We start from the raw sequence: 23,965 nt of genomic DNA, 5'->3' as shown, positions 1-23,965 counted from the left end.
CATGCAAAAGCTATCGACTCAATCAATAACCTAAATTGGTCATTCATTCGTATCGAAGACTATAAATAAGGAACAGAAAGACACTCGTCTTGAGCACGAATGGAGATAGCACAATGTCTGAAAGTAAATGCCCTATGCACCACACTTCAGGTGGCGGAACCACCAACCGGGACTGGTGGCCTAATCAACTGCGTCTCGGCATCCTTCATCAGCACTCTTCGCTGTCCAACCCTATGGGAGAGGAATTTAATTATGCTGAGGAATTCAAGAAGCTGGATTACGACGCCCTCAAGGCAGACCTCACCGCATTAATGACAGATTCCAAAGAATGGTGGCCAGCAGACTTCGGACATTACGGGCCATTGTTTATTCGTATGGCCTGGCACAGTGCCGGCACTTATCGAACCGGCGACGGCCGCGGTGGTGGCGGAACAGGCAACCAACGATTCGCACCCCTTAACAGTTGGCCGGATAATGTTAATCTGGATAAGGCACGCCGACTTCTATGGCCAATCAAGCAAAAGTACGGGCGAAAGATTTCCTGGGCCGACCTGATGATTCTGACCGGCAATGTAGCGCTCGAATCCATGGGCTTCAAAACATTTGGTTTCGGAGGTGGACGCGAGGATATTTGGGAACCTGAAGAAGATGTCTACTGGGGTAAAGAGAAAACCTGGCTGGATGATGAACGCTACTCAGGAGACCGGGACCTTGAAGATCCTCTGGCGGCAGTGCAGATGGGGCTGATCTACGTCAACCCGGAAGGCCCTAACGGTAACCCTGACCCCCTTGCTGCGGCTAAAGACATTCGCGAAACTTTCGCACGCATGGCAATGGATGACGAAGAAACGGTAGCTCTCATTGCAGGTGGACATACCTTTGGTAAAACTCACGGTGCTGGCGATGCAGCCAATGTGGGGCCAGATCCCGAAGCCGCTGGAATCACTGAACAGGGCTTGGGTTGGAAGAGTCGTTACGGTTCAGGCAAGGCCGGTGATGCCATTACCAGCGGCCTGGAAGTCACCTGGACGACAACGCCGACAAAATGGAGCAACAATTTCTTTGAAAATCTGTTCGGATACGACTGGGAGTTGACCAAGAGTCCTGCCGGTGCCCACCAATGGGTTCCAAAAGGTGGTGCCGGAGCGGGACAAATTCCGGATGCGCACGATGCCTCCGCAAGTCATCAACCGACCATGTTAACGACAGACCTGTCGCTACGGTTTGATCCTGCCTATGAAAAGATTTCCAGAAGATTTTATGAGAATCCTGATCAGTTTGCCGACGCTTTTGCCCGCGCCTGGTACAAACTGACCCATCGGGATATGGGGCCTGTAGCTCGCTACCTAGGGCCGGAAGTGCCACAGGAAGAACTTATCTGGCAGGATCCGATTCCGGCAATCGATCACCCTCTGATCGACGATCAGGATATCGCTAATCTGAAGAGTAACATTCAGGCGACAGGGCTTTCAGTATCAGAGCTGGTGTCCACCGCTTGGGCATCTGCCTCGACCTTCAGAGGATCGGATATGCGTGGCGGCGCCAACGGGGCTCGTATCCGTCTTGCCCCCCAGAATGAATGGGAAGTTAACGAACCAGGGAAATTATCAAAAGTATTGAGAGCGCTGGAAGGCGTTCAAAGCAACTTTAACAACGCCCAGCCTGATGGCAAGAAAGTGTCTCTTGCAGACCTGATTGTGCTGGCTGGCGGTGTTGGTATTGAGATCGCCGCCAAAAACGCCGGCAGCAATATCTCTGTGCCTTTCACGCCGGGTCGGATGGATGCCTCCCAGGAGCAGACTGATGTTGACGCCTTCAATGTACTTGAACCAGTCGCTGATGGATTCCGTAATTACCAGAAGACCAAGTACTCGGTCTCAGCTGAAGCGTTACTAGTGGATCGCGCTCAGTTATTAACGCTGACCGCGCCGGAAATGACTGTGCTCATTGGCGGAATGCGGGTCCTGGATACTAATGTTGGTCATTCCAGTGACGGCGTCCTGACCAAACGCCCAGAGTCACTCACCAACGACTTTTTCGTCAACCTGTTGGATATGGGAACTAAATGGAAGCCGACTTCGAAAGATGAAGATACTTTCGAAGGCAGGGACCGAATTACCGGTGACCTGAAATGGACCGGAACCCGCGTTGACCTGATCTTCGGATCAAACTCTCAACTCCGGGCTTTGGCAGAAGTTTACGGCAGCACGGATGCCCAGGATAAGTTCCTGAAGGATTTTGTTGCTGCATGGACCAAAGTAATGACCCTGGATCGTTTCGATCTGGCCTGAGATAAAACAGGGCGTTGACCGACCCTCTCCGGGTCGGTCTTTTTTCGGGTATACAGATCGGAACCCTTAACGACTTCAGGATAACCACAGCCTCAGAGAATACCAATGATTTTGTCTTCCAGGGATGCCAGAGAACACTTCCTGGGAAGCCATGTCATTCTCAGGCTGTCCCCCTTGGTTCTCTTCAGTTTTGTGCCACGCCGGACAGGATAGCTCCACTTTTGATCATCCCGGCTATCAGCACCAGAAAAATGAACTCTCTTCACGAAATTCTCCTCTCTCACAACGTGGGCAAGTCTAAAAAAGGACTTCCTTGTCCCACTTACGAAGAAGACGAACGCTATTACGAGTTACCGTTGCCCCTGTTAAAAGCTATAGCGGGCTGAGTACATGACCCGGCTGGCGTCAGCTGAACCTGCACCGTAGAAGTCCGTCTCAAACCGTGCCAGCTCCACACCCATCATGACGTTATCCATGGGTTTCCATTGGTAGTTGATGAACATGTTGGTATTGGTTTCATGAGTACCGACGGCAACTCCGACATCGTTGTCGTAATCATCCAGATCCATGGTGGCCATGCCATAGGCAATATTCAGACTGCCTGAACCAATGCTGGTGGACACACCCAGCGTGCCGCCATATCCAGTGACGGTCTCCAGACTGCCATTGAACACGTACGCATCTATACCACCAAAATCATTTCCTGATCGATAAAGATAAGCGTTAGCTCCATCAGAGTAGTTAAAGGCGCCCTGAATACTGAATTCGCCAAGTTTCACTGAAGCGCCAGCGAAGGTGCCGTACCCCAGTGCCGACTCATCGGTCATTCCATCATCAAACGACAGTCTGCGCACCAGACCGGCAACCACAACATTTACGCTGTCACTGATAGATGATTCATAGCGGGCAGTAAAGGTGGGAACACTGGTCTTGGTGGATGAGGAGTAGTTGTCGATATTGGGGAAGTAGTCTTTTTCCGCCGATACTGAAAACGCTCCCCGGGTGTATCTCACCTGCTCGGTTCGATCCTGCACACCGGGACTCCCAGCCAGGGAATCAAAGTCCAGTGTTGGGGTCCATCCGGTCCAGCTGTTATAGTTCGACCAGGTCTTCCCTATAATCCAGTTATTGTAGCTTCCATAGGCATGTCGCAATCTGAGATTACTGGTTCTGAAGTCTCCCTCCACCACAGCTTTAACACCGTTTTTATGGGTCACCGAAACGCCAAGTCTTGACTGTAGTGCATCGGCGTCGAAATGCCCTTCCACATCATTGTCACCATCAGTCAGCGAGCCAAAGCTGCCGGCCTGGGTGGACGTTCCTATGTCTTCATTGATGTCATATACGGCATTGAGCTGCGCGTAGCCGTATATGCTTGCCTGGACATCCCCCGCGTCAATATCAAACGCGCTGCTCAACTGGGATGTTCCCGACAAAACGCCTACAGCGACTACCAGAATGGTTTTCTGCATGAAATATCTCCGTGTGTATATTTATTTTTGTTTGACTAGTTCACAGAACTAATTTGAATTGAAATATCGATCCGGAGTCTGGTCTTTCGACGTGACACCATCTCTTCATATTTCAGGGAACCACACTAAAGCTTATGCTGGTTAAGACTTATTCAATTGAGACAATGCTTTTCCTATAAGCGACAGAGTGTCACCATGAGTAGCGTTGAAACGCTTGTTTGGACGTGACTTCCATGTAACGTCACAAATCAGCGGAGAGAAGGGATTATTTATCAGCGGCTTTTCGCGCAGCTTCAAGCCAGGAATCGAAGGTGTCACGATGTTCTGCTATCCACTCCTGAGCATGGCGTTTGATATCCTTCACTGAGCTTTCGCCATTCTGCATACGTAGATTCTGAGCGCTTTCATCATCGGCAGTAATCTGCAGGTGAGACAGAAATGCCTGCGCCGATGGATGATCCTCGGCAAATTCACGATTCAGCACGGTCATGACCTTATCAACCGCAAATCCCAGATTGATCCCGTTGAAGGATGTATTCACATCGTTGTTACCGTCAGGCAGGCTGGTGAAAGGAACTTCCAGCCAGACAACATCTTTTCCGGGAACCAGAACACCGGAAATCCATTGTGGTACCCAGGTGTAGTAAAGTATTGGCTCTCCGGCTTTATAGCGTGCGATCGTATCGGCCATCAGTGCGAAATAGGAACCACGATTATGAGTTACCGTTTTCCCCAGATCGTATGCTTCAATATGATGATCAATCATCAGTTCACAACCCCAGCCAGGATTACAGCCGGTTAAATCAGCTTTACCATCGTCGTCAGCATCAAACAGCTTGGCGATTTCAGGCTTTTTCAGGTCAGCCAGCGTTTGAATGTTGTATTCTTCGGCGGTCTTTTTGTCGATCAGATAACCTTGCAATACGCCAGGAATGACCTGACCCACTTTTCTCAAGGCCTGGTCTCCGCCTGCTTTCTCATAAAAGGTCTGATGCAGGTGATCCCATAGATGCACACTGAAGTCCGCGTCGCCATAGGCCAATGCAAGCATCATGGTGGCATATTCGGTTTCCTTGGGTTCTTTCACTTCAAAGCCCAGTTCTTTCAAGCCCTCAATGGCAATCTCGCCGCGAAACCGTTCTTCAGCGATGGAGGGAAAAATTGGAGTGATCGTCTCTCCGTCCCCCGGCATTTCCTTTGCGTGAACGCTAGTCACAAGAGAAACACTGGCAGTTAAGGAAACACTGAAGATGAGTGATGCGCCAGTGAGAAAAGACGTCAAGAACCGCCCTGATGCGAGGCCGCTCTTCACTCGACTATTCAGATACGTCTTAAAAGTGGACATGATGTGGTTACTCCTGGGTTTGGTGTGATCTATTGTTGTTGTATGCTCTAAAAGAGCGTTTGACTGCTCCGGTCAGCGGCTGTTAGCCGCCTTACGGAACAAAGAATAGAAAAATCCAACGGGTCCTGTTTCATACCAATGACAAGTGATACCGGCTTCAGAACGTTGCCCCATGGCCTGGGTCAGACGATCAAGCAGGATCGCCAGCAATACCAGTCCGACACCACCTACTGTGGCCAATCCCATATCCAGACGCCCGATACCTCTCAAAACCATCTGACCCAGTCCCGCCACAGAGATCATGGAGGCAATGACCACCATCGACAGCGAGAGCATCAGGGTTTGATTCATTCCCGCCATAATGGTGGGCGTCGCCAGAGGTAACTGCACTTTGTAGAGCATTTGTTTCGGGGTGGCCCCAAAGGCTCTGCTGGCTTCTATCTTGTCTTCAGGTACTTGTCTGATACCGAGATTGGTCAGCCTCACCAGAGGTGGAAGTGCAAAGACAATGGTGACCAGAACCCCTGGTACGTCGCCGATACCGAACAGCATGACGACAGGAACCAGATATACAAAAGCCGGCAGTGTCTGCATCGCATCCAGTAAAGGACGAACCATCCTTTCCACTTTGTCACTTCTAGCACAAACAATACCCAGGGGAACGCCGAAAATTACGCAGAAAAATACAGACGTCAGTACCAGGGACAGTGTTGTCATGGATTCTGACCAGACGCCGATCAGACCCAGACAGAACATAACCACTGCACAGAATATCCCCATCCTGCGACCGGCAATCTGCCATCCGAACAGGGAGACCAGAACAATGATCACCATGGGAGGCATTGCATGTAGGGCGGAATCGATACCCGAGAGGACCTGATCTATTGGCCAGCGAATGGCCCGGAAGAAATCGCGAAAGTTCTGCACCAGATAATTCAGGGCACTTTCAACCCAGTCTCCCAAAGGGATACTCAGGAACTGGAAGGGATCTAGAAGATTGAAGTCTGACATGGGCTTTGCCTTCTATCTATGTCTTGTCAATATCAGGTTCGATAACCACCGGTGTTACTGATAACGGCCGGTATTACCGTTGCCGTATTTAGTTCCTTGATTAAGGGGGTTACCTGCTGAGCGTCTGTAGCAACTGACTTTTAGAGATCGCCCCTTTGAAGACACCTGCAGCATCAACAACAGGTACCGGATAAGGATTCTTCGCCACGATACCCAGAAGCTCGTTAAGGGATCTGCCACTTTCTATCGACTGGTAACCGGCGCACTGAGCGTCTTCCAATGCATCCGGGTTGGGGCTGCTGCCCATCCTGGTAAGCTCAAGTACACCTTTCAGGCAGCCATTTTCGTCCACCAGATACCCGTATTCATGATTGGCGGGATTATTGGGCATCTGAATTCGACCGTTAAGACGCACAATGCTGGAGGGATCTGGTGCCGCAATGTCACCAGCCTTCAGCACTTTCGACACATCCACACCTTTGAAGAATGAACGAACATAATCATCGGCGGGGTTCAGGAGAATATCGACGGGTTTGCCGACCTGAACGATGCGCCCCCCTTCCATGATCGCGATCCTGTCACCGATATGAATGGCTTCATCCAGATCATGGGAGATGAAAACAATCGTCCGTTGCTGTTCCCGCTGCAGCTTGATCAGCTCTTCCTGCATTTCTGTACGGATCAGGGGATCGAGGGCAGAGAAGGCTTCATCCATTAACAGAATGGTTGGATTACTGGTCAGTGCCCGCGCCAGTCCAACCCGCTGCTGCATGCCGCCGGAGAGTTGATGGGGAAAGCTTGAGGCATGTTCCCCCAGCCCGACCTGCTCAAGTGCGGCCATTGCCCTGCTCTCGCGTTCCTTTACCGGAGTACCGGCGATTTCAAGACCAAATGCCGCATTCCTCAAAACCGTCATATGCGGCATGAGGGCAAATGACTGGAATACCATGCTCATTTCCTTGCGGCGGACTTCCAGCAGATCCTGGTCAGCCAGGCTGGTGATATCCTTTCCGTTAAGCTCGATGGTATCTGAGGTGGGCTCTATAAGACGGTTCAGCAGTCTGACCAGCGTGGATTTTCCAGAACCGGAAAGCCCCATGATGACAAAGATCTCGCCTTTCTTTACTGAAAAAGAAGCATCCATGACACCAACGGTCTGATGGTTTTTTTCGAAGATTTCGTCCTTGTGCAGGCCATCTTTCAGCATCTGCATGGCCTCTTCCGGTTTATCGCCGAAAACCTTGTACAGGTTCCGGATACTAAGAATTTCGTTGGAGTCTGTCATGACACCCTCGGTTATTGTCTTTGTTCTTGCGTTATTCTTGCGCTCGTACCCGACTGAACATGTCTTTATGAGAGCATGCAGCGATGAGAAGGGAGTTTCATCGGTCTTTTGTATGTGACGTCTGATCTCCTCTACAGCTTTAATTCACTCTATTGAAACAACGAAAAACCGTCCAACGACATTTGGTGGCGTCAATTCATAACGAATAGTTATGATAAAAATGATAAAAACAGGTCGATAAAAGCACTAAAAACAAGACAACCATCTTCTGAACATGGCCCGAAAACCTCTCCGAGACCCCAGACGGAAAAGGTCGACATGGCAGTTGACTGACCGTCGCAGATGATAAGCACAAGTTATTCAACCGGAACGCCACAGTTCGCTGAATGAACACAGAATTCACATCGCTGATGGCGAAAAGAAGGAAAAGAGAAAAGAGAAAAGAGAAAAGCTGACTACCAGGTTCTGTCAGCAGTTTCTAAAAAATATATGCACAGAACCTGATGCGAGATTGATTATCCGCCTTTCACCTGCTTTTTCATGGTTTCGCAATACCAGTCAACAAACTGGCAGACACCATTTTCGGCGACTTCGGAGAAATATCCCGGCGTATAGGCCGGTGACCCCACCCCGATATAGGATTCCTCTACCAGCCGCCTGTCCTGATCATTGGTCGCCGGCCACACCTTGGTCAGGTGGTCCAGATCGTAATCCTTGCCTTCTTGTGCATCCTTGTGTATCAGCCACTTGGTCGTCACCAGCGTACTGTCGACACCAAGCGGTAATACCCTGAAAGTTACCGCGAAATCGCCCAGAAAATGATTCCAGGTGGATGGGTAGTGGAAATACAGCAACGCCCCGATGTTATCCACCCCGGACTTATCAAGTCGATGGTTGACCGCCGCCTTACCATTCATGGTATAGCTGACCGCCCCCTTGGAAAGCGGAATGCGGGTCATCCGGTATTGTCCGTCTTTATCCATCACCATATGGCTTGGTAACCCGCCTGCCTCGCATTTGTTCCAATGGTCCTGCAATTCAGGATCGACAGCTCCCGCCACGCCAGCCACTGACAGATTCTCAACAAAAGAATTGAGCAGCTCCGGGTGATTGCCGTTGCAGTGATAGCATTCCCGGTTATTCTCGAAGACCAGCTTCCAGTTCCCTTTTTCCACCAGGTTGGATTCATAGGCGACTTTGCAATCACGGAGATTGTGGGGGCTGATAAAGGGGGTTACAGCGTCGCGAAACTGGTTAAAGTCCGGAGGTGACTCAGCCACACAGATGTAGACATAAGTTTCCACCACCTGGCAGTGAACCGGTATCAGGCCATGTTCGTCACTTTTGAAACTGTCACCCATATTGGCGGCAAACAGCAGCTTGCCATCCAGATCAAACGTCCACTGATGATATGGGCAGACCAGTTTGGCCACTTTCCCCTTTTCCGCCGAGCAGATTCTGGATCCGCGGTGTCGACAGGAGTTATGGAATGCCCGCACTATATTGTTCTGATCTCTCACCACAATGACCGGGTACTTTCCCACTTGCAACGACAGGTACTGCCCTGGTTTTTCTATCTCGAATGTATGTCCGGCAAATATCCAGTTCTTATGCCATATCTGCTCCAGATCATCCTGATACACGTCGACATCGTGATAAAGCTTCCCGGATAACGCCTGCCGCGGCATTCTGGAATTTATGAGCTCCAGCGTTTTAGAGAATTCGGACATAAAACTTACACCTCTTATCGTATTGTTTTAAATTGCGTTCTATCGATTCCTTTTTATTCTGAAATAAGCCGGTTATGACATTCTCATCAGATTTAGCTTGAGTTTGACGGTGTTGTGAGCTGCTGATGACCGACCATAAAACTATTTCACGTCTAAAAACGTTATTTGCTAAAGTCTAGAATCTATTTGGCTGGCCAGAAAGTGACTTTTTCTGGCTAGTATGGACAACCGCAGGTTATGCATTCAGGATAATCTGTCCCCATGGCTTAGATCTGTCTGTGCCCCAGAACGCAGACTCGACAAGTGCCGCCACAATCTATAACGCCAGAATTGGTAATACGGAAAACTTATGGTTAAACAGGTAGAGCCGGACAAAATCCTGCTGAAAATGCCCTCTCTGAGAGCGGTAAAGTCGTTTGTGGCAGCGGCCAAGTACCAGAGCTTTACCAGAGCTGCCGAAGCACTCTGCGTTACTCAGGCTGCCATCAGTCGCCAGATTCGGGAACTGGAAGCCTCATTGGGTGTTGAGTTGTTTAAAAGGTCTGGCCGTGCGGTTGAACTCACTGAAGCCGGTACCACTTTCTATGATGCGGCTTACCTGTCTTTTGTGAACATTGCGCAGGCTGCGGACCGCATTCATGCCCAGAAAGCCAGTCGCCGGGTTCTTACAATCTGTTGCTCTCCCGCATTCTCTGCACTTTGGCTATCACGGCGCCTACCAGGATTCTTCGCAGCTCATCCGGACATTGATATCAATGTGGTGACCACAGAAAACTTCCTGCATATGGAGCCGGGGGTTTACCCGGATATCTATATCAATAAAGTCACAGAATCGCCTGATGGCTACTCCTCCATCACCCTGTTCCATGACGTCATCTATCCGGTGTGTTCTCCCGAATATCTGAGACACCACCCGGAAATTGCCACTCTGGACGGATTGACCAAGGGGGTTCTACTGAATCTCAGCCCTTATGGCCGTGGACAGATCGCGGAACATGTGGACTGGAGTGTCTGGTTTGCGTTTCAGGACATCGAACTTGATAAGCAGAGAGCCCCCCAGATCCATCAGTTTAATGCCAATGATTACAACATGCTGATTCAGATGGTCTTGAATCATCAGGGCATATCCCTGGGCTGGCATCACCTGGTGGATCCTCTGGTGGAATCAGGACAGTTAGTCAGGCCCGTCAGCGAAGAGGTGGTGTTTAAAGAGAAAGTCCATTATCTGACCTATGCCAATACCAAGGAGAACAACGAGGATTTCAATCACTTTAAGAATTGGCTCTTATCCTTTACCTGATTCTTTGATTCCCCTCTGCCTACTGAGTTCATGAAATCCTTAACATTTCTCAGCTTCCAGGCAAGACATCTCCACTGATTTACCGGCTGCCGTTTGCTGGAGATGCACTCTCCGGACGCGCGTCTGCCGCTTTCAGCGGCCTGTCGACTTTTGCTGATCACACCCATAGAGACGTTCCTGTCATTCGAATCAATAACCTCTCGTTATGTTTTTTGCGGACTAAATATCGCTGTGGTCCGTCACTCTTCCAAGATACTCTTTAAATGACTCGACACACTTTCAACCGATATTCGCCGGTAACCATGTGCAGGCTGAGAAGAAGACAGCCAATGGCGACATCAAGTAGCCGGTATTTATCATCGTTAAACAACAAACGTAGTGCAGGTGGTATAAATGCGATTCGATGGAATCTTCACGCCGATAATTACACCTTTCAATGATGACTATTCCATCAATTATGAGCTGTTCGACCAGATCGTTGACTACCTGGTTGGGTCTGGAGTCCAGGGTATTGTCGTAGGAGGCACAACGGGCGAGTACTATGTGGAGTCAGAACAGGAACGCCTGAATCTTTTACAACGAACCATGGAGCGGACCCAAGGAAAGACACCTGTTATCTTTGGTACCGGAGCCCTGGATCCCATCGCTTCCGTCAGACTTGCCGAGGCGGCCGCCAAACTGGAAGCTGACGCCATTCTGGTTGCCACACCTCCCTATTCATTGCCGACTGAACGGGAACTTGCCATACATGCGCTTACCGTCGACCGGGCAGCCAATCTTCCCGTCATGCTCTACAACTACCCGGACAGAATGGGCGTCATGATGGGAGCGGAGTTTCTCGATCGCGTGGGTCGCTCATCGAATTTTCAAGCCATCAAGGAGAGTTCTGGCGACATCAACCGGCTGCACCTGCTGGCCCGGGATTATCCGCATATTCAACTGACTTGCGGTATGGATGACCAGGCCCTTGAGTATTTTGCCTGGGGCGCTTCAGGATGGGTCTGTGCCGGCTCCAACTTCCTTCCTCAAGAGCATATTGCCTTATATGAAGCCTGTGCCGTGGAAGGAAACTTTACCAAGGGACGCCGAATCATGTCCGCCATGATGCCCCTGATGCGTGTACTGGAACAGGGCGGAAAATTCATTCAGTGCGTCAAGTATGGAGTCTCGATGCAAGGCTACCCGGCCGCCCTCACCCGAAGACCTCTGCACGGGCTGACCAAAGATGAAAAACGGTCTCTTGAGCAGGTGGTCAGAACCGTTAAAACAACCATTGCCAATATCCTCGCAGAAGACTCAGGAAAAGGGGAGTAAACATGTCAGATTTATTGACTCACCATGAATATCTTGCCATCGCCGAAAACCTGGATTTCCCCTCTAACAGCTTTGTGGACGGCGGTTTTCGTCCGTCGGTTACAGGAGAAACTCTGCCAACCATCAACCCTGCCAGTAAAGCCGTACTGACAGAAATTGCCGCGTGCAACGCTGAAGATGTGGATTTTGCTGTATCCAGGGCTAGAGAAGCCTTTGAAGACGGTCGCTGGAGAACTCAATCACCGGAATGTCGAAAAGATGTTCTGATTCGTCTTTGCAAGCTGATATCCCGCAACGCCAGAGAGCTTGCCGTGCTGGAAAGCCTGGATTCAGGAAAACCCATCCGGGATTGTGAACTCATTGATATTCCCGAAGTCATCCATACCCTTAAATGGCACGCCGAAGCGATCGACAAAATCTACGATCAGACGGCTCCCGTGGGGGATGGGGCTGTCGCCATGGTGGTGAGAGAGCCCATCGGTGTGGTCGGAGCTGTATTGCCATGGAATTTCCCGCTGCTGATGCTGGCCTGGAAAATTGCCCCTGCCCTGGCGGCAGGGTGCAGCATGATTATCAAACCCGCGGAGCAGACGTCCCTGACGGCATTGCGAGTGGCAGAGCTGGCCGTGGAAGCCGGTTTACCTCATGGGGTGCTGAACGTGCTGACCGGCACCGGTCCTAATGTCGGAGAGCCCTTGGGTCTGCACGCTGATGTGGATATGGTGACCTTCACTGGCTCCACCCAGACCGGTCGACGATTTCTTCATTACGCCGCCGACTCCAACCTTAAAAAAGTGGTACTTGAGTGTGGTGGCAAAAATCCCTGCATCGTGCTGGAGGATGCCGAGGATCTGGATTACGTCGCCTCCCAGGTGGTGGCAGCGGCTTTCTGGAATATGGGGGAAAACTGTTCCGCCGGATCCCGCCTGATAGTTCATTCTGCCATCAAAGCGGAGTTGCTTGAACGAATCGTTGCCCACTCCAGAGAGTGGCGCACCGGCGATCCTCTGGACCCAGCCAACCATCTTGGCGCCCTGATTGATGAGAACCACTTCCAGAAAGTGGCCAGCTATATCGATCATGGGAAAAGTCAGCAGCATACAGTCATTCTCGGTGGCAGTACCATCGACGGTATTTACGTGGAACCAACAATTTTTGATGATGTATCCCCTGATGACCGCCTGGCTCAGGAAGAGATTTTCGGGCCGGTACTGTCAGTGATTCCCGTCAACAGCTACGACGAAGCACTCACTGTGGCCAATAACTCCGACTACGGTTTGGCCGCGTCTGTTTTTACCGCAAATGCCAAACGGGCTATTCGTGCGGCCCAGGCCATCCGCGCCGGTACAGTTACCGTCAACTGTTTTGGTGAAGGTAATATCACCACTCCGTTTGGAGGTTATAAGCAATCCGGTTTCGGTGGCAGGGACAACTCTATCCATGCCCACGACCAGTACACCGAACTGAAAACCATCTGGATTGATCTCTCTGACAAAGAAGATCAGGCCAACGCTGAGTAAATTCCGGAGTCGCAGTGAAAAGCCGTCATTCAGAGACCGCTCCCCCGTCTTCCAGCTTTAACCGACAGGCCGGAGCGGATAGCCTGTTCAACAAGGACCGACCGGCTCACCATGGGTCGCCGTCCACGCACAGGAAACCGGCAGGTATCATCAAAACGGTACAGGTTAATAAGGTTCCCCGGGATCCGGGACCTGCCGCCTGGAACCAAATCATTGGCCCGGCCCGGCCCTATCCGGAACTGGAACACAATATTACGGCCGATTACCTGATCGTCGGTGGCGGAATGACGGGGCTCGCAGCCGCCAAGCGCCTGACGCAACTGGCTCCGGGAGCCAGAATCGTGCTGCTTGAAGCCCGACGACTGGCCCAGGGACCAGCTGGCAGAAACAGTGGCTTCATGATTGATCTGCCCCATGACCTGAACTCGAAAACTTATGCAGGCGGACGGGATCAGGACATCCGGCAAATTAGGTTCAACCGCACTGCGATTCAGTATGTCCGTGATATCGCCGCTGAGCTGGATATGCCAAAGCAGGTCTTTGATGCCTGCGGCAAATACACAGGAGCAGCTTCTGCCAGAGGCCAAAAGCATATCGCCAGCTACATCAAGCATCTGGACGCATTGGGTGAGGAATACCGTCTGCTGGATCAGAAGGAAATGAAGCGACTAACCGGTACCGACTATTACCTGGGTGGTTTGTACACCGCTGGTGCAGCGATGATTCAACCGGCAGCCTATGTGCGACGATTGGCCGAAGACTTGTTACCCTCCGTCAGCATCTATGAGAACAGCCCGGTAGTGGAAATGGTGACCACCGACAATGCGGTAACGATTGTGAAAACGCCCCGAGGGGGAGTAACAGCGCCCAAGGTCATCCTGGCGGTTAACGGCCACGTTCAGTCTTTCGGTTACTTTAAACGGACGCTCATGCATGTGTTCACCTACGCATCCATGACCAGAGCGTTAACGTCTGCAGAGTGTCAACAACTAGGTGGTGAGAAAGACTGGGGGCTGCTGCCGGCAGACCCGATGGGCACTACAGTGCGCCGTACTTCAGAGTACAGTGGCAGCGGTGACCGAATTACTATCCGCAATCACTTTACCCTGAATCAGTCCATGGAAGTTTCTGAAAAACGCCTGTGGTCTTTCAGCAAATATCATGACCAATCGTTCAAGGCCCGGTTTCCCATGCTTGATGGTGTTCCTATGGAGTATCGGTGGGGAGGCCGTCTTTGCCTCACCTTGAATTCGGTACCTGCTTTTGGCGAAGTGGAGCCCGGCGTGATCTCAGCGGCCTGCCAGAACGGTTTGGGGACCGTCAAGGGCACCATGTCCGGGCTGATGGCAGCCGAACTAGCTACGGGTCAGAAATCCCCGATGCTGGATGCCTTTATGGCTTATGACAAACCCAGCCTGCTGCCGCCGGAGCCATTTCTCTCTCTCGGCGCCAATGCAACAATGCAATTCAAGGAGTGGCTGGCAGGCGTTGAGCTTTGAGTCTGAACTCTGCACGGACAATCAGAGAGTCTTTAACAATAACAAAGATCAAGTCACCTGGGGCATTGGATAACTTTCCTGCCTGCAAGTGGCAACCCGGAGGTAACCATGAACACCCTGGCCTTTCACATAGACAAGAGCGTTCACTCATCTGCAGCACGCCTGAATACAGGGCAGCCGGGTAATGCGTCTTTACAAAACAGCCTGACAAAACAAGGCCGGGGATCATCCAGCCCGCGAGCCAAAAAAGTCGGCTTTATTCTCTTCAACCATTTTTCAATGGTTACCTACACTGCCGCTATCGACACTCTGGTAACCGCAAACCTGGTGACCGGAGACCCGCTATTTGAGATCACCAGCTATGGTGTGGCCTCCACGGATGTTACCTGTGATCTGGGTGTCACCGTTTCAACGGATGGCAATCTTCGGGATCTGCATACCGAAAGTCTCGATATGATTCTGGTGTGCGGAGGATATCGTTCAAGCCTGACGGAACAACCCCTATTGTCCAAAAAACTGCGGATGGCCAAATGGCAGGGTAAGATTCTGGGAGGCCTGTGGAATGGGGTCATTGCACTCGCCTATGCCGGCGTGACAGGCAGCGGCGTCATTGCTCTTCACCCCAGTAGCCTCAGTTTTATGGCGGAAAGGTTCAAGGATATTAAAACTTCCGGACGAGGTTTTCAGATTGACGAGCAAATTATGACCTGCTCTGGTCCTAACAGTGCCATTGACATGCTGCTCTACGTAATAAAAAAGAACCTTAATTCCAGAGTTTCCAGGGAAATCACCCGCATCCTCCTTTCCGACTGTCTTCCGGAGATTGAGCCCGCTCTTGAAAGCCGCGATGATCGTTCGTTATTGCCCGAATCCCTGAAGACCATGATTCAACTCATGCACAGCAATATCGAAGAACCGCTGACCCTTGATGAACTGGTGGCCTACTGTCATACCTGTAAACGAAAAATACAGAGACAGTTTCAGAAATATCTGAATACTTCTCCCTGCAATTATTACATTCAGGTACGACTGGAACACGCAAGACAACTGCTGATGCACAGCAATTACTCAATCACCATGGTGGGTATGGCAAGTGGCTTTACCAGCCCGTCACACTTCAGTCGCAGGTTTAAACAGATGTTCGGCATCTCTCCGGCCGAGGTTCGCAAGAAATATCTGCTGGAACTGAGTGAACAACCTCATGAACAGAATTACCCCAGACTCAGCTTCAATGACGCCAGAATTCCGGTGGAAACCGCAGTCTGACCCCCAATCCTCTCGGTTGGGTATTCTTTGCCCCAGGATCCCCGGGGCTTTTTTTAAATTCCTTTAACGATCCGAACCTACGGGGATGACAGGACACACGGAAAATGCATCACGATAAAAGTTATTACCTCAATACCTCCGGTCAGAACGTACCATTGCAGAATCCGGTGTCCCCGGCAACCGAAAACAAAGTGCGACACTACCGGCTTGAGCGGGTTCGCCAACAATTGAGATCCTCAGGTACCACCGCCATTCTACTTTACGATCCGGTCAACATCCGTTATGCCACGGATGCCAGCAATATGACGATCTGGACCACCCATACGCCCTGCCGATATCTCCTGGTCGTAGCTGACGGTCCCGTCATCTTGTGGGAGTTCCATAACTGTAGCCACCTCGTTGAACATTTGCCTACGATTGATGATATTCGTACTGCCATCGACTGGACTTATTTTGGCGCTGGTGATCGTGCCGGGGAGAAAGTCGTCCTTTGGGCGCAGGACCTGTCCGAGACCCTTCAGGATCTGGGCCTGGCAAACGAAATACTGGCGGTCGATAAGCTGGAACCGGTGGGTGTATTTCAGCTTCAGCAACAAGGCATCCGGATCACCAGCGGCCAGTCGCTGATGGAAACTGCCCGTGCCATCAAATCACAAGAAGAGCTGTCACTGATTCAATGGACAGTGGAGGTGTGCGACAAAGCCATCGCTCGAATGTACCGGGAAATGACTCCTGGAATGACAGAGCGGGAACTTTGGGCTTATCTGCATTTTGAGAATATCCGCCATGGCGGCGAATGGATCGAGACCAGGTTACTGAGCAGTGGTCCGCGCACCAATCCCTGGATGCAGGAATGCGGTCACCGGGTTATGGAAAAAGGCGATATGATGGCATTTGATACCGACATGATCGGCCCCTACGGCTATTGCGCCGACATTTCCCGAACCTGGACGGTCGGACACACAACGCCGACGGCAAGCCAACGTCATTTATATCAACAGGCCTACGAACAGATCCAGCATAATATCAGTCTCATTCGCGCAGACCGCACTTTCGAAGACTTTACCCGCCAGGCATGGCCCATTCCAAAGCACTACCATAAGAACAAATACGGTTGTACGATTCACGGTGTCGGTATGGCCGATGAATACCCATATCTCTGTCATCTCAGTGACTGGGACCGGAATGGCTTCGACGGTCGGCTTCAGGAAAATATGGTGGTCTGCGTAGAAAGCTATATAGGGGAGGAAGGCGGCATTGAAGGTGTGAAGCTTGAAGAGATGGTGGTGATCACCAGGGATGGCTGCCGGCCCTTGAGTAAAACTCCATTTGAGCAGCATTGGTTTTGATTGCAGGTATCTTTTCCGTCAGTTTGCCAGATAATGGCCCGATCAGGCATCCAAGTGCGAGTGGTAAGAGGCCTGACTGCACGGAATCTGTTGTGAAAGTCACAGACACAGCTGCTGGCTACAAGAGAATATGCGCAGAGGAAGCAGATAAGAGGTCCCGGTCCACCTTATGACAGAGTCGCAGAATCCGCCCCTTGGTCCCCAGAAAGTCGCGATTATTCTGATTCCCGGCTTTGCGCTGACCTCTTTCTCTCTGGCAGTGGAAGCGCTCAGTGTGGCGAATCTTCTCGGCAATGCGGAGTTGTATGATTACCGAATCTATGCGGGGACCAACAACACAACAGACCTTAAGGCGCAGGGAGAGGTGCACAGCTCCAATAATGTACCGGTCAAAACATCCGGGAATTTCCGGGAAATTGAAAACGCCGATATCATTTGTCTGTGCGCCTACCAGAATGCGCCTCTCCATAACGACCCGCATCTGTTCAAAATTCTGACAAAGCACTACAAACAGGGCAGCCGCCTGATCTCACTATCCAGTGGCAGTTTTCTGCTTGCCAGAGCAGGACTGCTGTCAGGCCTGAGCTGTACTGTGACGGCTGAACAGGCTTCTGTATTTCGGGAACTCTATCCCCAGATACCGCTCCAGGAAAACCTGTATTCCATTTCTGGACGCATCTTTACCTGCGGAGGCGGAGCCACGGCACTGGATCTGATGTTGTACATCATTGGTAAAGACTATGGCCGCGACTTTGCCTTCCAGGTATCTGAACGGTTTCAGCTGGACCGGGTCCGCAGCCATGAGGAAATCCAGGCCAGTCACAAGTATCTCAGGCTTCGCATGAAGTCGGCCACGCTTGGCGCTGCCATTGAGATCATGGAAAACAATATTGAGCATCCCTACAGTATCGAACAGCTCGCCAACAGGATTGGCTCCACCACCCGGCGACTGGAAATCGCCTTCCGCAAGCATCTCAACACCTCACCAAACAAATATTACCTCAAACTACGCCTGGAATTTGCCAGAAAACTGATTGAAGAAACCTCTCTGTCCATGGCAGCCGTTGCACAGGCTGCCGGCTTTACGTCGCAAAGTTATCTGGCCAGATGTTTCAGGCAACAATTCAATGTCAGTCCATCATCCTTCAGAGTTTCTGACAGAAACGTCTGAAAAGTACTAAAACTCTTCGCTTCTGTTATATCTGGAGATCGGCCCACTCCCGGATACTTAGCCTCACAAACAAACGTTCCACTTAATCTACTTGACCAAGAGGCAGTCGATGGGTCTAACAACAAATCTACACGGCTATCTGAATGCGAAAGAAATTTCATTCAACGAAATCCCCATAATCGACATCGGTCCACTGTTGGACGGTACGGACCCTGAAGGAGTCGCAGAACGGATAGGTAAAATCTGCGAGGATATCGGATTCCTCTATATCATCAACCATGGCATTGACGGTAATCTGATCGCGAAAGTCAGGAACCTGACAGAACAATTTTTTGCCCTGCCCCTGGAAGAGAAGCAACGGCTGAATATCGTCAACAGCGGTCCTACTCTACGCGGTTATATTCCAATGTATGGGGAAAATGTCGATCCGAAACACACCAGGGACTTTAAAGAATGTTTCGATTACGCGGCACATGAAAACGAAGTTTCCCCGTTTTTCGGACCGAATCTGATGCCGGAGGGTCTCCCCGAGTTCAAAGAAGTGATGGAGCAATATCATCAGGCCATGGTGACGCTGGCCCATCATCTGATCGGCGCTATTGCCTTGAGCCTGGGTCTGCCGAATGACTTCTTTTATCAACGCCAGCGGCACCCGATCTCAATACAGCGACTTCTCCACTATCCGCCTCAATCGGGCGATATCAATCGCAATGAGATAGGTATCGGCGAGCATACCGACTATGGTTTTCTGACCATTCTGGCGCAGGATGAAGTGGGCGGACTGCAGGTTAAAAATCGCAACGGCGAATGGGTCAGTGCGCCACCGGTAAAAGACAGCTTTATCGTGAATATCGGAGATCTCGTACAGACCTTCACCAATGACCGTTATATCTCAACCCTGCATCGGGTGATAAATATAAGCGGAAAAGAACGATATTCACTCCCGTTTTTCATGGATATGGATTTTGATGCTGTCGTGGAGCCTCTGGAATGCTGTATCACTGAGGATAATCCTGCCAAATACATTCGTTATACCTGCGGACAACACAAATATCGCCGATTTCTGGATAGCTATACCCACCTGCAGGAACTGGACAGCAGTGGGAGGAAAAAGATTAAGGCAAGTGGTGAGAGTTAAAAGCCGTATCCAACTGACAGAAGTCAGAAAAGGGGCTCAATCAAAGGGCAAGCCGTAAATAACCTATTGCCCGGTATATTGCCCGAACCGTTTCAGAATCTCGGTTTCGGTTCCGTCTGACTGAATGCTCAAAAGCCCCTGGTTAAAGCGTTCAATCAGCTCGGAGCCCTTTTCTCTATTATGGGAAATGGTGACGAAAAGTTCATAGGTTTTGAAAGGAGGCAATACCACTTCGAACGCGCCCTGGAGGCCTTGCAAGGCCGGTTCATTCTGAATTTGAAACAGAAATTTCTGACGGCTCATAACCACCAGGTCCACCCGAAACTTTTCAAGCATCTTCAGGCTGGAGATATCATCATTATTCACCACAACATCAAAGCCCGCAGCTCTTAAGTCACCGGCTTGTGCACCTCCGCGCAAAGTAGCGATGATATAGCTCTTAAGATCATCAAGGGAGGTATAGTGGATATTCCGCCCGGCATTCTGGATAAAGACTTCTTCAGCCTTCCCTATCGGATGACTGTAATAGAAGGATCTGGCCCGATCTTCGTTGTAGTAAGCCCCCAATAAACCGTCATATTTGCCGCTACGGGCCATTTCCAAGGCTCGCTTCCAGGGTAGAAAGGTCACTTCAAGCTGATAATCTTCCCGCTTAAACGCCTCTCTGACGATTGCTGTAATAAACCCTTGCTCTGACAGGCTTTCCGCATAATAAGGCGCCCAGTCCACGGTCGCCAGTGCCACTGTTTCGGAAAACGATCGCGAAGAATGCAGGGTCAGAATCCCAACCATTAGCCAAAGTACAAAACCACGCATACTGAGCCCTCCTGAAGGCTCTTAGCCCTCCTCACTTCTGAACAGTATGACACTTTTTTGAAAAATGTCCTGAGCAGAACTGAAACTAAGAACCCGTGTGCGGTGAAAAATTGCTGGCCAGGAAGTTCCTCCACCTATCCAAGTGAGACCTGTTTGGCCTGATTCTGTACAAAAAACGACAAAAAATTACTGGTCAATTGTCAGCCATCCCATGACCAAGTAATAATCCGCCCATTGTAGTCAGGCTTGGCCCCTTATCCCTCATTTGGGTCGTCAATGCCCGCTCTTTAATGGTCTTCCTTTTGGAGGTCATATGAGAAAGATTCGGCAGCAAAAACTACCGCCAACTGATTGTTCTGATCAAACAGATGTTGCCTTAAGTACGTGCCTGTATCCCAAGCTCAAGTTGCTCTCCAAACCGTTACATCTATTTCCTTGAAAGGAGATGAAATGAAAGGTACAAGCATTGCCTTCGTGGTGCTGGCAGCACTCTTCTGGGGATTGTCAGGCGGTATCGGCGGGATTCTGATGGCTGACGGGTGGGATCCATATGTCGTATCTTTTTACCGGGGAGCCATTGGCCTGGTGTTTGTCCTCATCTGGTTAGTCGCGCGCTCCAGCGGTAGCGGATTGAGAAGCCGGGCATTATGGTTCTGGTCTGCTGTAGCGAGTTTAGGAGTGGCAGGAAACTTCGCATTCTATTTTGTCAGCATCTCGGAAGGCAGTGTCGCCGTGGCAGCAACGTTGATGTACAGCGCACCGGTATTTGTCTATCTCGTCTCCTTTATACTCAAACTGGAAAAACCCACTCTCGTAAAGTGGATGGCCATGGCCATGGTGGTTTTGGGCGTGGTTCTACTCACACGTATTTACGATGTCAGTGCGGGCAGCGTCACTCTGCTTGGCATTGTCGCCGGGCTGCTTGCGGGAGTGTCTTATGCCGTATTTATATTCGGTTTTAAATATGCGGCGCCCCACGGAAGCCCTCAGGCAATTCTGGCAATTGCATTCGCGGTTCTTCTATTCGTCCTCATCTGGCCAAGCGATACTGATCAGATGGTGTCCGCCCTGACCTCACCAAGCTGGCCTCTGTTCGCTGCACTGGGAGTATTAGGGGCAGGATTCTCATTCATCCTCTATATCATCGGCCTGAACAAGACTGCCCCGGCCATCGCCTCGGTTGTCGCTATGGTTGAGCCTGTCACCGCCTCGCTATTCGGGTTTGTCGTATTGAACCAAAGCCTGGTCATCTCACAGATTGCGGGTATGGCGCTGATCCTGATAACCGTGACGGGATTAAGTGTGTATTCAAGTCGGCAGCAAGTGCCTGCGGGGTCAGCTCCCGCCTGAAATTGTGACTTTTCGGGCCGTAGGAAACGTCCATTCATGTCGATTTATGATTGACTTAGTTTCCTATGGCCAGAACTCTTAAGTTAGTATGCATTTCGTACCTCCCTGGCGGTAAGATAGACGACGCAGCTTAGTGCAAACCTGTTTCTTAGCAACTATTGAGCTGCACCAAAGAAATAGATGGCATAAATTGAGTCCTTAATTTTATTTTGAAAAGCTCAACAGCTTTTGGATATGTATAGCATTTCAAGTGGCCTTCCTTTTAATAATACGATGCCCAGCCAATAATGATAAAACTCTCCATAACCATCTTTCTGGTGTTGTTGATAACAGGATGCCAGGCAGTCAACACTAATGTCGGGTCCCTGGATAAGCGTCACTACTACCATATGGATGGCTCTGATTTTAAATTTCAACTCGACTGGAATCTCAAAGAGATTCCACAATTACCTGGCCATTCACTACCAGATGTTTATTTGGGAAATACGAAGTCTGGCGGAAATCGTGTTCTCTCTGTCGCCAAGGTCCGTCATAACTCAGTAGATTGGAAAAATCTGGTCGGCTCAGATATTGATAACCACTCAGAAGGTACAATTGAAATTGGAGGCCGTAAATTCCGACAAATATTTCAATTCTCACGTAACAAGGAACGGTCTTTCCGCTTTACCGGCGCCTGTTCCATGGACAAGCACTTCGTCCACCCTGCTGACGATATGGATTCTGACACTATTTGGATTCGTTACTCCGAAGGTACTTATTGCAGCGTGATCAAAGGTTACAACCGGGATATGGTTCTAGCTGACTTCGAGGAGGCTTCTCTTGCGGCTATTGGGCTTATCAGATACGACGGACAAACGTACTCTTACAAACAAGTTCAACAAATGGTCGAAAACGATGAGGTCATAGGTCACTATCTGCTGGGCAGGCTTTATCATCAGGGTCTGATCGTCATAGAGGACTCAACCAAAGCTAAAACCTATCTACTAAAAGCCGCTCACCAGAATCACAATGATTCAGCATATACCTACGGGTTGGCGATTGCTGACGATAGTCCAAAAGAATCCCTGTATTGGCTGGAAAAGGCTGCCTCAGCAAAAAATACCTCAGCACTATTTGAACTGGGTCTTCTGTATGAAATCGGCCGTTCAATTACCCAGGACAAATTCAAGGCATTCGAATATTACAAAAGAGCGGCAGACCTGGGTCATCTCGAATCAATGTACGTAGTTGCTAAGTATTACTACGCCGGGCGTTACACTGAAAAAGCTCCCATGAAAGCTTTCCAGATTATGCTGGATGCCGCCCAACAAGATCATCTAAGTGCGATATCCTGGATTGCACATGCCTATGAACAGGGAATGGTTGTCGACGTAAATTTTGAGGAATCCTACAAGTGGTATCTGCGATTGTGGGACTTGGGACTGGATACCGGACGATTTGCCATTGATCGCCTTTGCACTAGGCCAGAGCCGAGAAAAGTACTGCAGGATCATTGTACAGGATGAAAAAACTCCGACCTTAAGTGTGGGCCAGCTTGCCTACCGATGTAGAACGTTCCGCAATTTCGGTATTGATACATAGCTCGAAACCGAAACTCATTAAGTATGATCGTGCAATGCGCGATCTCTTTCTGTATCTGTGTTGTCTTTCATTTTTGAAAGATTTTCCAGTGCGCCAATAAAGTCGTCCCATCTCTTGTCCGGAAGCCACCGGTCTTTATCCTGGTGGCCATCGGAAATATCGTAAATTTTCTCACTACACTCGCAGTTTATATGCATCTCTATACTCTCATTTTTTTTGGCCCCTTTTCCTGCACGAAATACTTCTGAGCTCTTTGCCAGCTTTTCAAAGGTCCTAACTTCATTCACTTGAACCCTGTCGTTCGAACAGCAATCATCAGATCAGAAACCTGTTTTGATTCAGCCCATTCCGTCTTTCACCGCAAAAAACCGGCACCAGGTTGTTGATCGCCTGCTCTGTTAAGGTTATAAAGCGTTTCGTTTTGAGGGACGCCGGGCAACGTTGGCCGGAAGCAAGACATAAATACCGTCGATATACCTATTCTCCCCTTTTCCATTGGTTTCTTAGGCTATCCCTTCCCCCCCCAC

Annotated in this window: 19 protein-coding genes; 11 read left to right on the top strand and 8 right to left on the bottom strand. The window is 50.2% G+C overall.

What is annotated here, in order from left to right:
* The first annotated feature begins 113 nt into the window (after positions 1-113).
* The gene (gene katG / locus F566_RS0115145; protein WP_020407852.1) at positions 114-2,291 is read left to right on the top strand and encodes a catalase/peroxidase HPI; all 2,178 of its coding nucleotides are present in this window, start codon (positions 114-116) and stop codon (positions 2,289-2,291) included.
* Between the two features lie 92 nt (positions 2,292-2,383).
* Here the strand turns inward: katG and F566_RS36935 are convergent, their stop codons facing one another.
* The 6 genes from F566_RS36935 to F566_RS0115115 form a co-directional block, all read right to left on the bottom strand.
* Positions 2,384-2,557 carry a hypothetical protein gene (locus F566_RS36935; RefSeq protein WP_020407851.1) on the bottom strand — a complete coding sequence of 58 codons (174 nt, stop codon included), beginning with the start codon at positions 2,555-2,557 and terminating at the stop codon, positions 2,384-2,386.
* A 99-nt stretch (positions 2,558-2,656) separates the two neighbouring features.
* Positions 2,657-3,763: a DcaP family trimeric outer membrane transporter gene (locus tag F566_RS0115135; RefSeq protein WP_020407850.1), complete on the bottom strand. Its 1,107-nt coding sequence runs from the start codon at positions 3,761-3,763 to the stop codon at positions 2,657-2,659.
* A gap of 265 nt (positions 3,764-4,028) precedes the next feature.
* Positions 4,029-5,108 (bottom strand): glycine betaine/L-proline ABC transporter substrate-binding protein ProX, encoded by a 1,080-nt coding sequence (proX, locus tag F566_RS0115130; RefSeq protein ID WP_083921097.1) that lies wholly within the window; start codon positions 5,106-5,108, stop codon positions 4,029-4,031.
* A gap of 72 nt (positions 5,109-5,180) precedes the next feature.
* Complete coding sequence (gene proW / locus F566_RS0115125; protein ID WP_020407847.1) at positions 5,181-6,119, bottom strand: glycine betaine/L-proline ABC transporter permease ProW; 939 nt, start codon at positions 6,117-6,119, stop codon at positions 5,181-5,183.
* Between the two features lie 109 nt (positions 6,120-6,228).
* Complete coding sequence (gene proV / locus F566_RS0115120) at positions 6,229-7,404, bottom strand: glycine betaine/L-proline ABC transporter ATP-binding protein ProV (protein WP_020407846.1); 1,176 nt, start codon at positions 7,402-7,404, stop codon at positions 6,229-6,231.
* A 515-nt stretch (positions 7,405-7,919) separates the two neighbouring features.
* Positions 7,920-9,134 (bottom strand): aromatic ring-hydroxylating oxygenase subunit alpha, encoded by a 1,215-nt coding sequence (locus tag F566_RS0115115; RefSeq protein WP_020407845.1) that lies wholly within the window; start codon positions 9,132-9,134, stop codon positions 7,920-7,922.
* A gap of 349 nt (positions 9,135-9,483) precedes the next feature.
* Here F566_RS0115115 and F566_RS0115110 point away from each other — a divergent pair, with 349 nt between their 5' ends.
* From F566_RS0115110 to F566_RS0115075, 8 genes are all read left to right on the top strand, one after another.
* A complete protein-coding gene (locus F566_RS0115110; protein WP_020407844.1) occupies positions 9,484-10,434 on the top strand; it encodes a LysR family transcriptional regulator in 951 nt (316 codons plus the stop codon).
* Between the two features lie 393 nt (positions 10,435-10,827).
* Positions 10,828-11,748 (top strand): dihydrodipicolinate synthase family protein, encoded by a 921-nt coding sequence (locus F566_RS0115105; protein WP_020407843.1) that lies wholly within the window; start codon positions 10,828-10,830, stop codon positions 11,746-11,748.
* Between the two features lie 2 nt (positions 11,749-11,750).
* On the top strand, positions 11,751-13,268 hold the full coding sequence (locus F566_RS0115100; RefSeq protein WP_020407842.1) for an aldehyde dehydrogenase: 1,518 nt from the start codon (positions 11,751-11,753) through the stop codon (positions 13,266-13,268).
* Between the two features lie 14 nt (positions 13,269-13,282).
* On the top strand, positions 13,283-14,767 hold the full coding sequence (locus F566_RS0115095; protein ID WP_020407841.1) for an NAD(P)/FAD-dependent oxidoreductase: 1,485 nt from the start codon (positions 13,283-13,285) through the stop codon (positions 14,765-14,767).
* A gap of 108 nt (positions 14,768-14,875) precedes the next feature.
* The gene (locus tag F566_RS33020; protein ID WP_020407840.1) at positions 14,876-16,033 is read left to right on the top strand and encodes a GlxA family transcriptional regulator; all 1,158 of its coding nucleotides are present in this window, start codon (positions 14,876-14,878) and stop codon (positions 16,031-16,033) included.
* 104 nt (positions 16,034-16,137) lie between these two features.
* Positions 16,138-17,382: a M24 family metallopeptidase gene (locus F566_RS0115085; protein WP_020407839.1), complete on the top strand. Its 1,245-nt coding sequence runs from the start codon at positions 16,138-16,140 to the stop codon at positions 17,380-17,382.
* A 169-nt stretch (positions 17,383-17,551) separates the two neighbouring features.
* Positions 17,552-18,553, top strand: coding sequence for a GlxA family transcriptional regulator (locus tag F566_RS0115080; RefSeq protein ID WP_020407838.1), 1,002 nt, complete (start codon positions 17,552-17,554; stop codon positions 18,551-18,553).
* A gap of 109 nt (positions 18,554-18,662) precedes the next feature.
* Entirely contained in the window at positions 18,663-19,691 is a 1,029-nt protein-coding gene (locus F566_RS0115075; RefSeq protein WP_020407837.1) for an isopenicillin N synthase family dioxygenase, read from the top strand.
* A 63-nt stretch (positions 19,692-19,754) separates the two neighbouring features.
* Here F566_RS0115075 and F566_RS0115070 read toward each other — a convergent pair whose 3' ends face one another.
* Positions 19,755-20,507, bottom strand: coding sequence for a substrate-binding periplasmic protein (locus tag F566_RS0115070; RefSeq protein WP_020407836.1), 753 nt, complete (start codon positions 20,505-20,507; stop codon positions 19,755-19,757).
* Between the two features lie 450 nt (positions 20,508-20,957).
* Between F566_RS0115070 and F566_RS0115065 the strand changes: the two genes are divergently transcribed.
* Together F566_RS0115065 and F566_RS0115060 are read left to right on the top strand one after the other, a co-directional pair.
* Entirely contained in the window at positions 20,958-21,857 is a 900-nt protein-coding gene (locus tag F566_RS0115065; protein ID WP_020407835.1) for a DMT family transporter, read from the top strand.
* Between the two features lie 287 nt (positions 21,858-22,144).
* Positions 22,145-23,362: a tetratricopeptide repeat protein gene (locus F566_RS0115060; RefSeq protein WP_020407834.1), complete on the top strand. Its 1,218-nt coding sequence runs from the start codon at positions 22,145-22,147 to the stop codon at positions 23,360-23,362.
* Positions 23,363-23,455: 93 nt separating this feature from the next.
* Here the strand turns inward: F566_RS0115060 and F566_RS0115055 are convergent, their stop codons facing one another.
* Complete coding sequence (locus F566_RS0115055) at positions 23,456-23,725, bottom strand: hypothetical protein (protein ID WP_020407833.1); 270 nt, start codon at positions 23,723-23,725, stop codon at positions 23,456-23,458.
* Positions 23,726-23,965: the final 240 nt, after the last annotated feature.

Source organism: Hahella ganghwensis DSM 17046, assembly GCF_000376785.1.
Lineage (GTDB): Bacteria > Pseudomonadota > Gammaproteobacteria > Pseudomonadales > Oleiphilaceae > Hahella > Hahella ganghwensis.
Note: the sequence above shows the minus strand (reverse complement) of the source record. Positions and strands in the feature narration are given on the sequence as shown.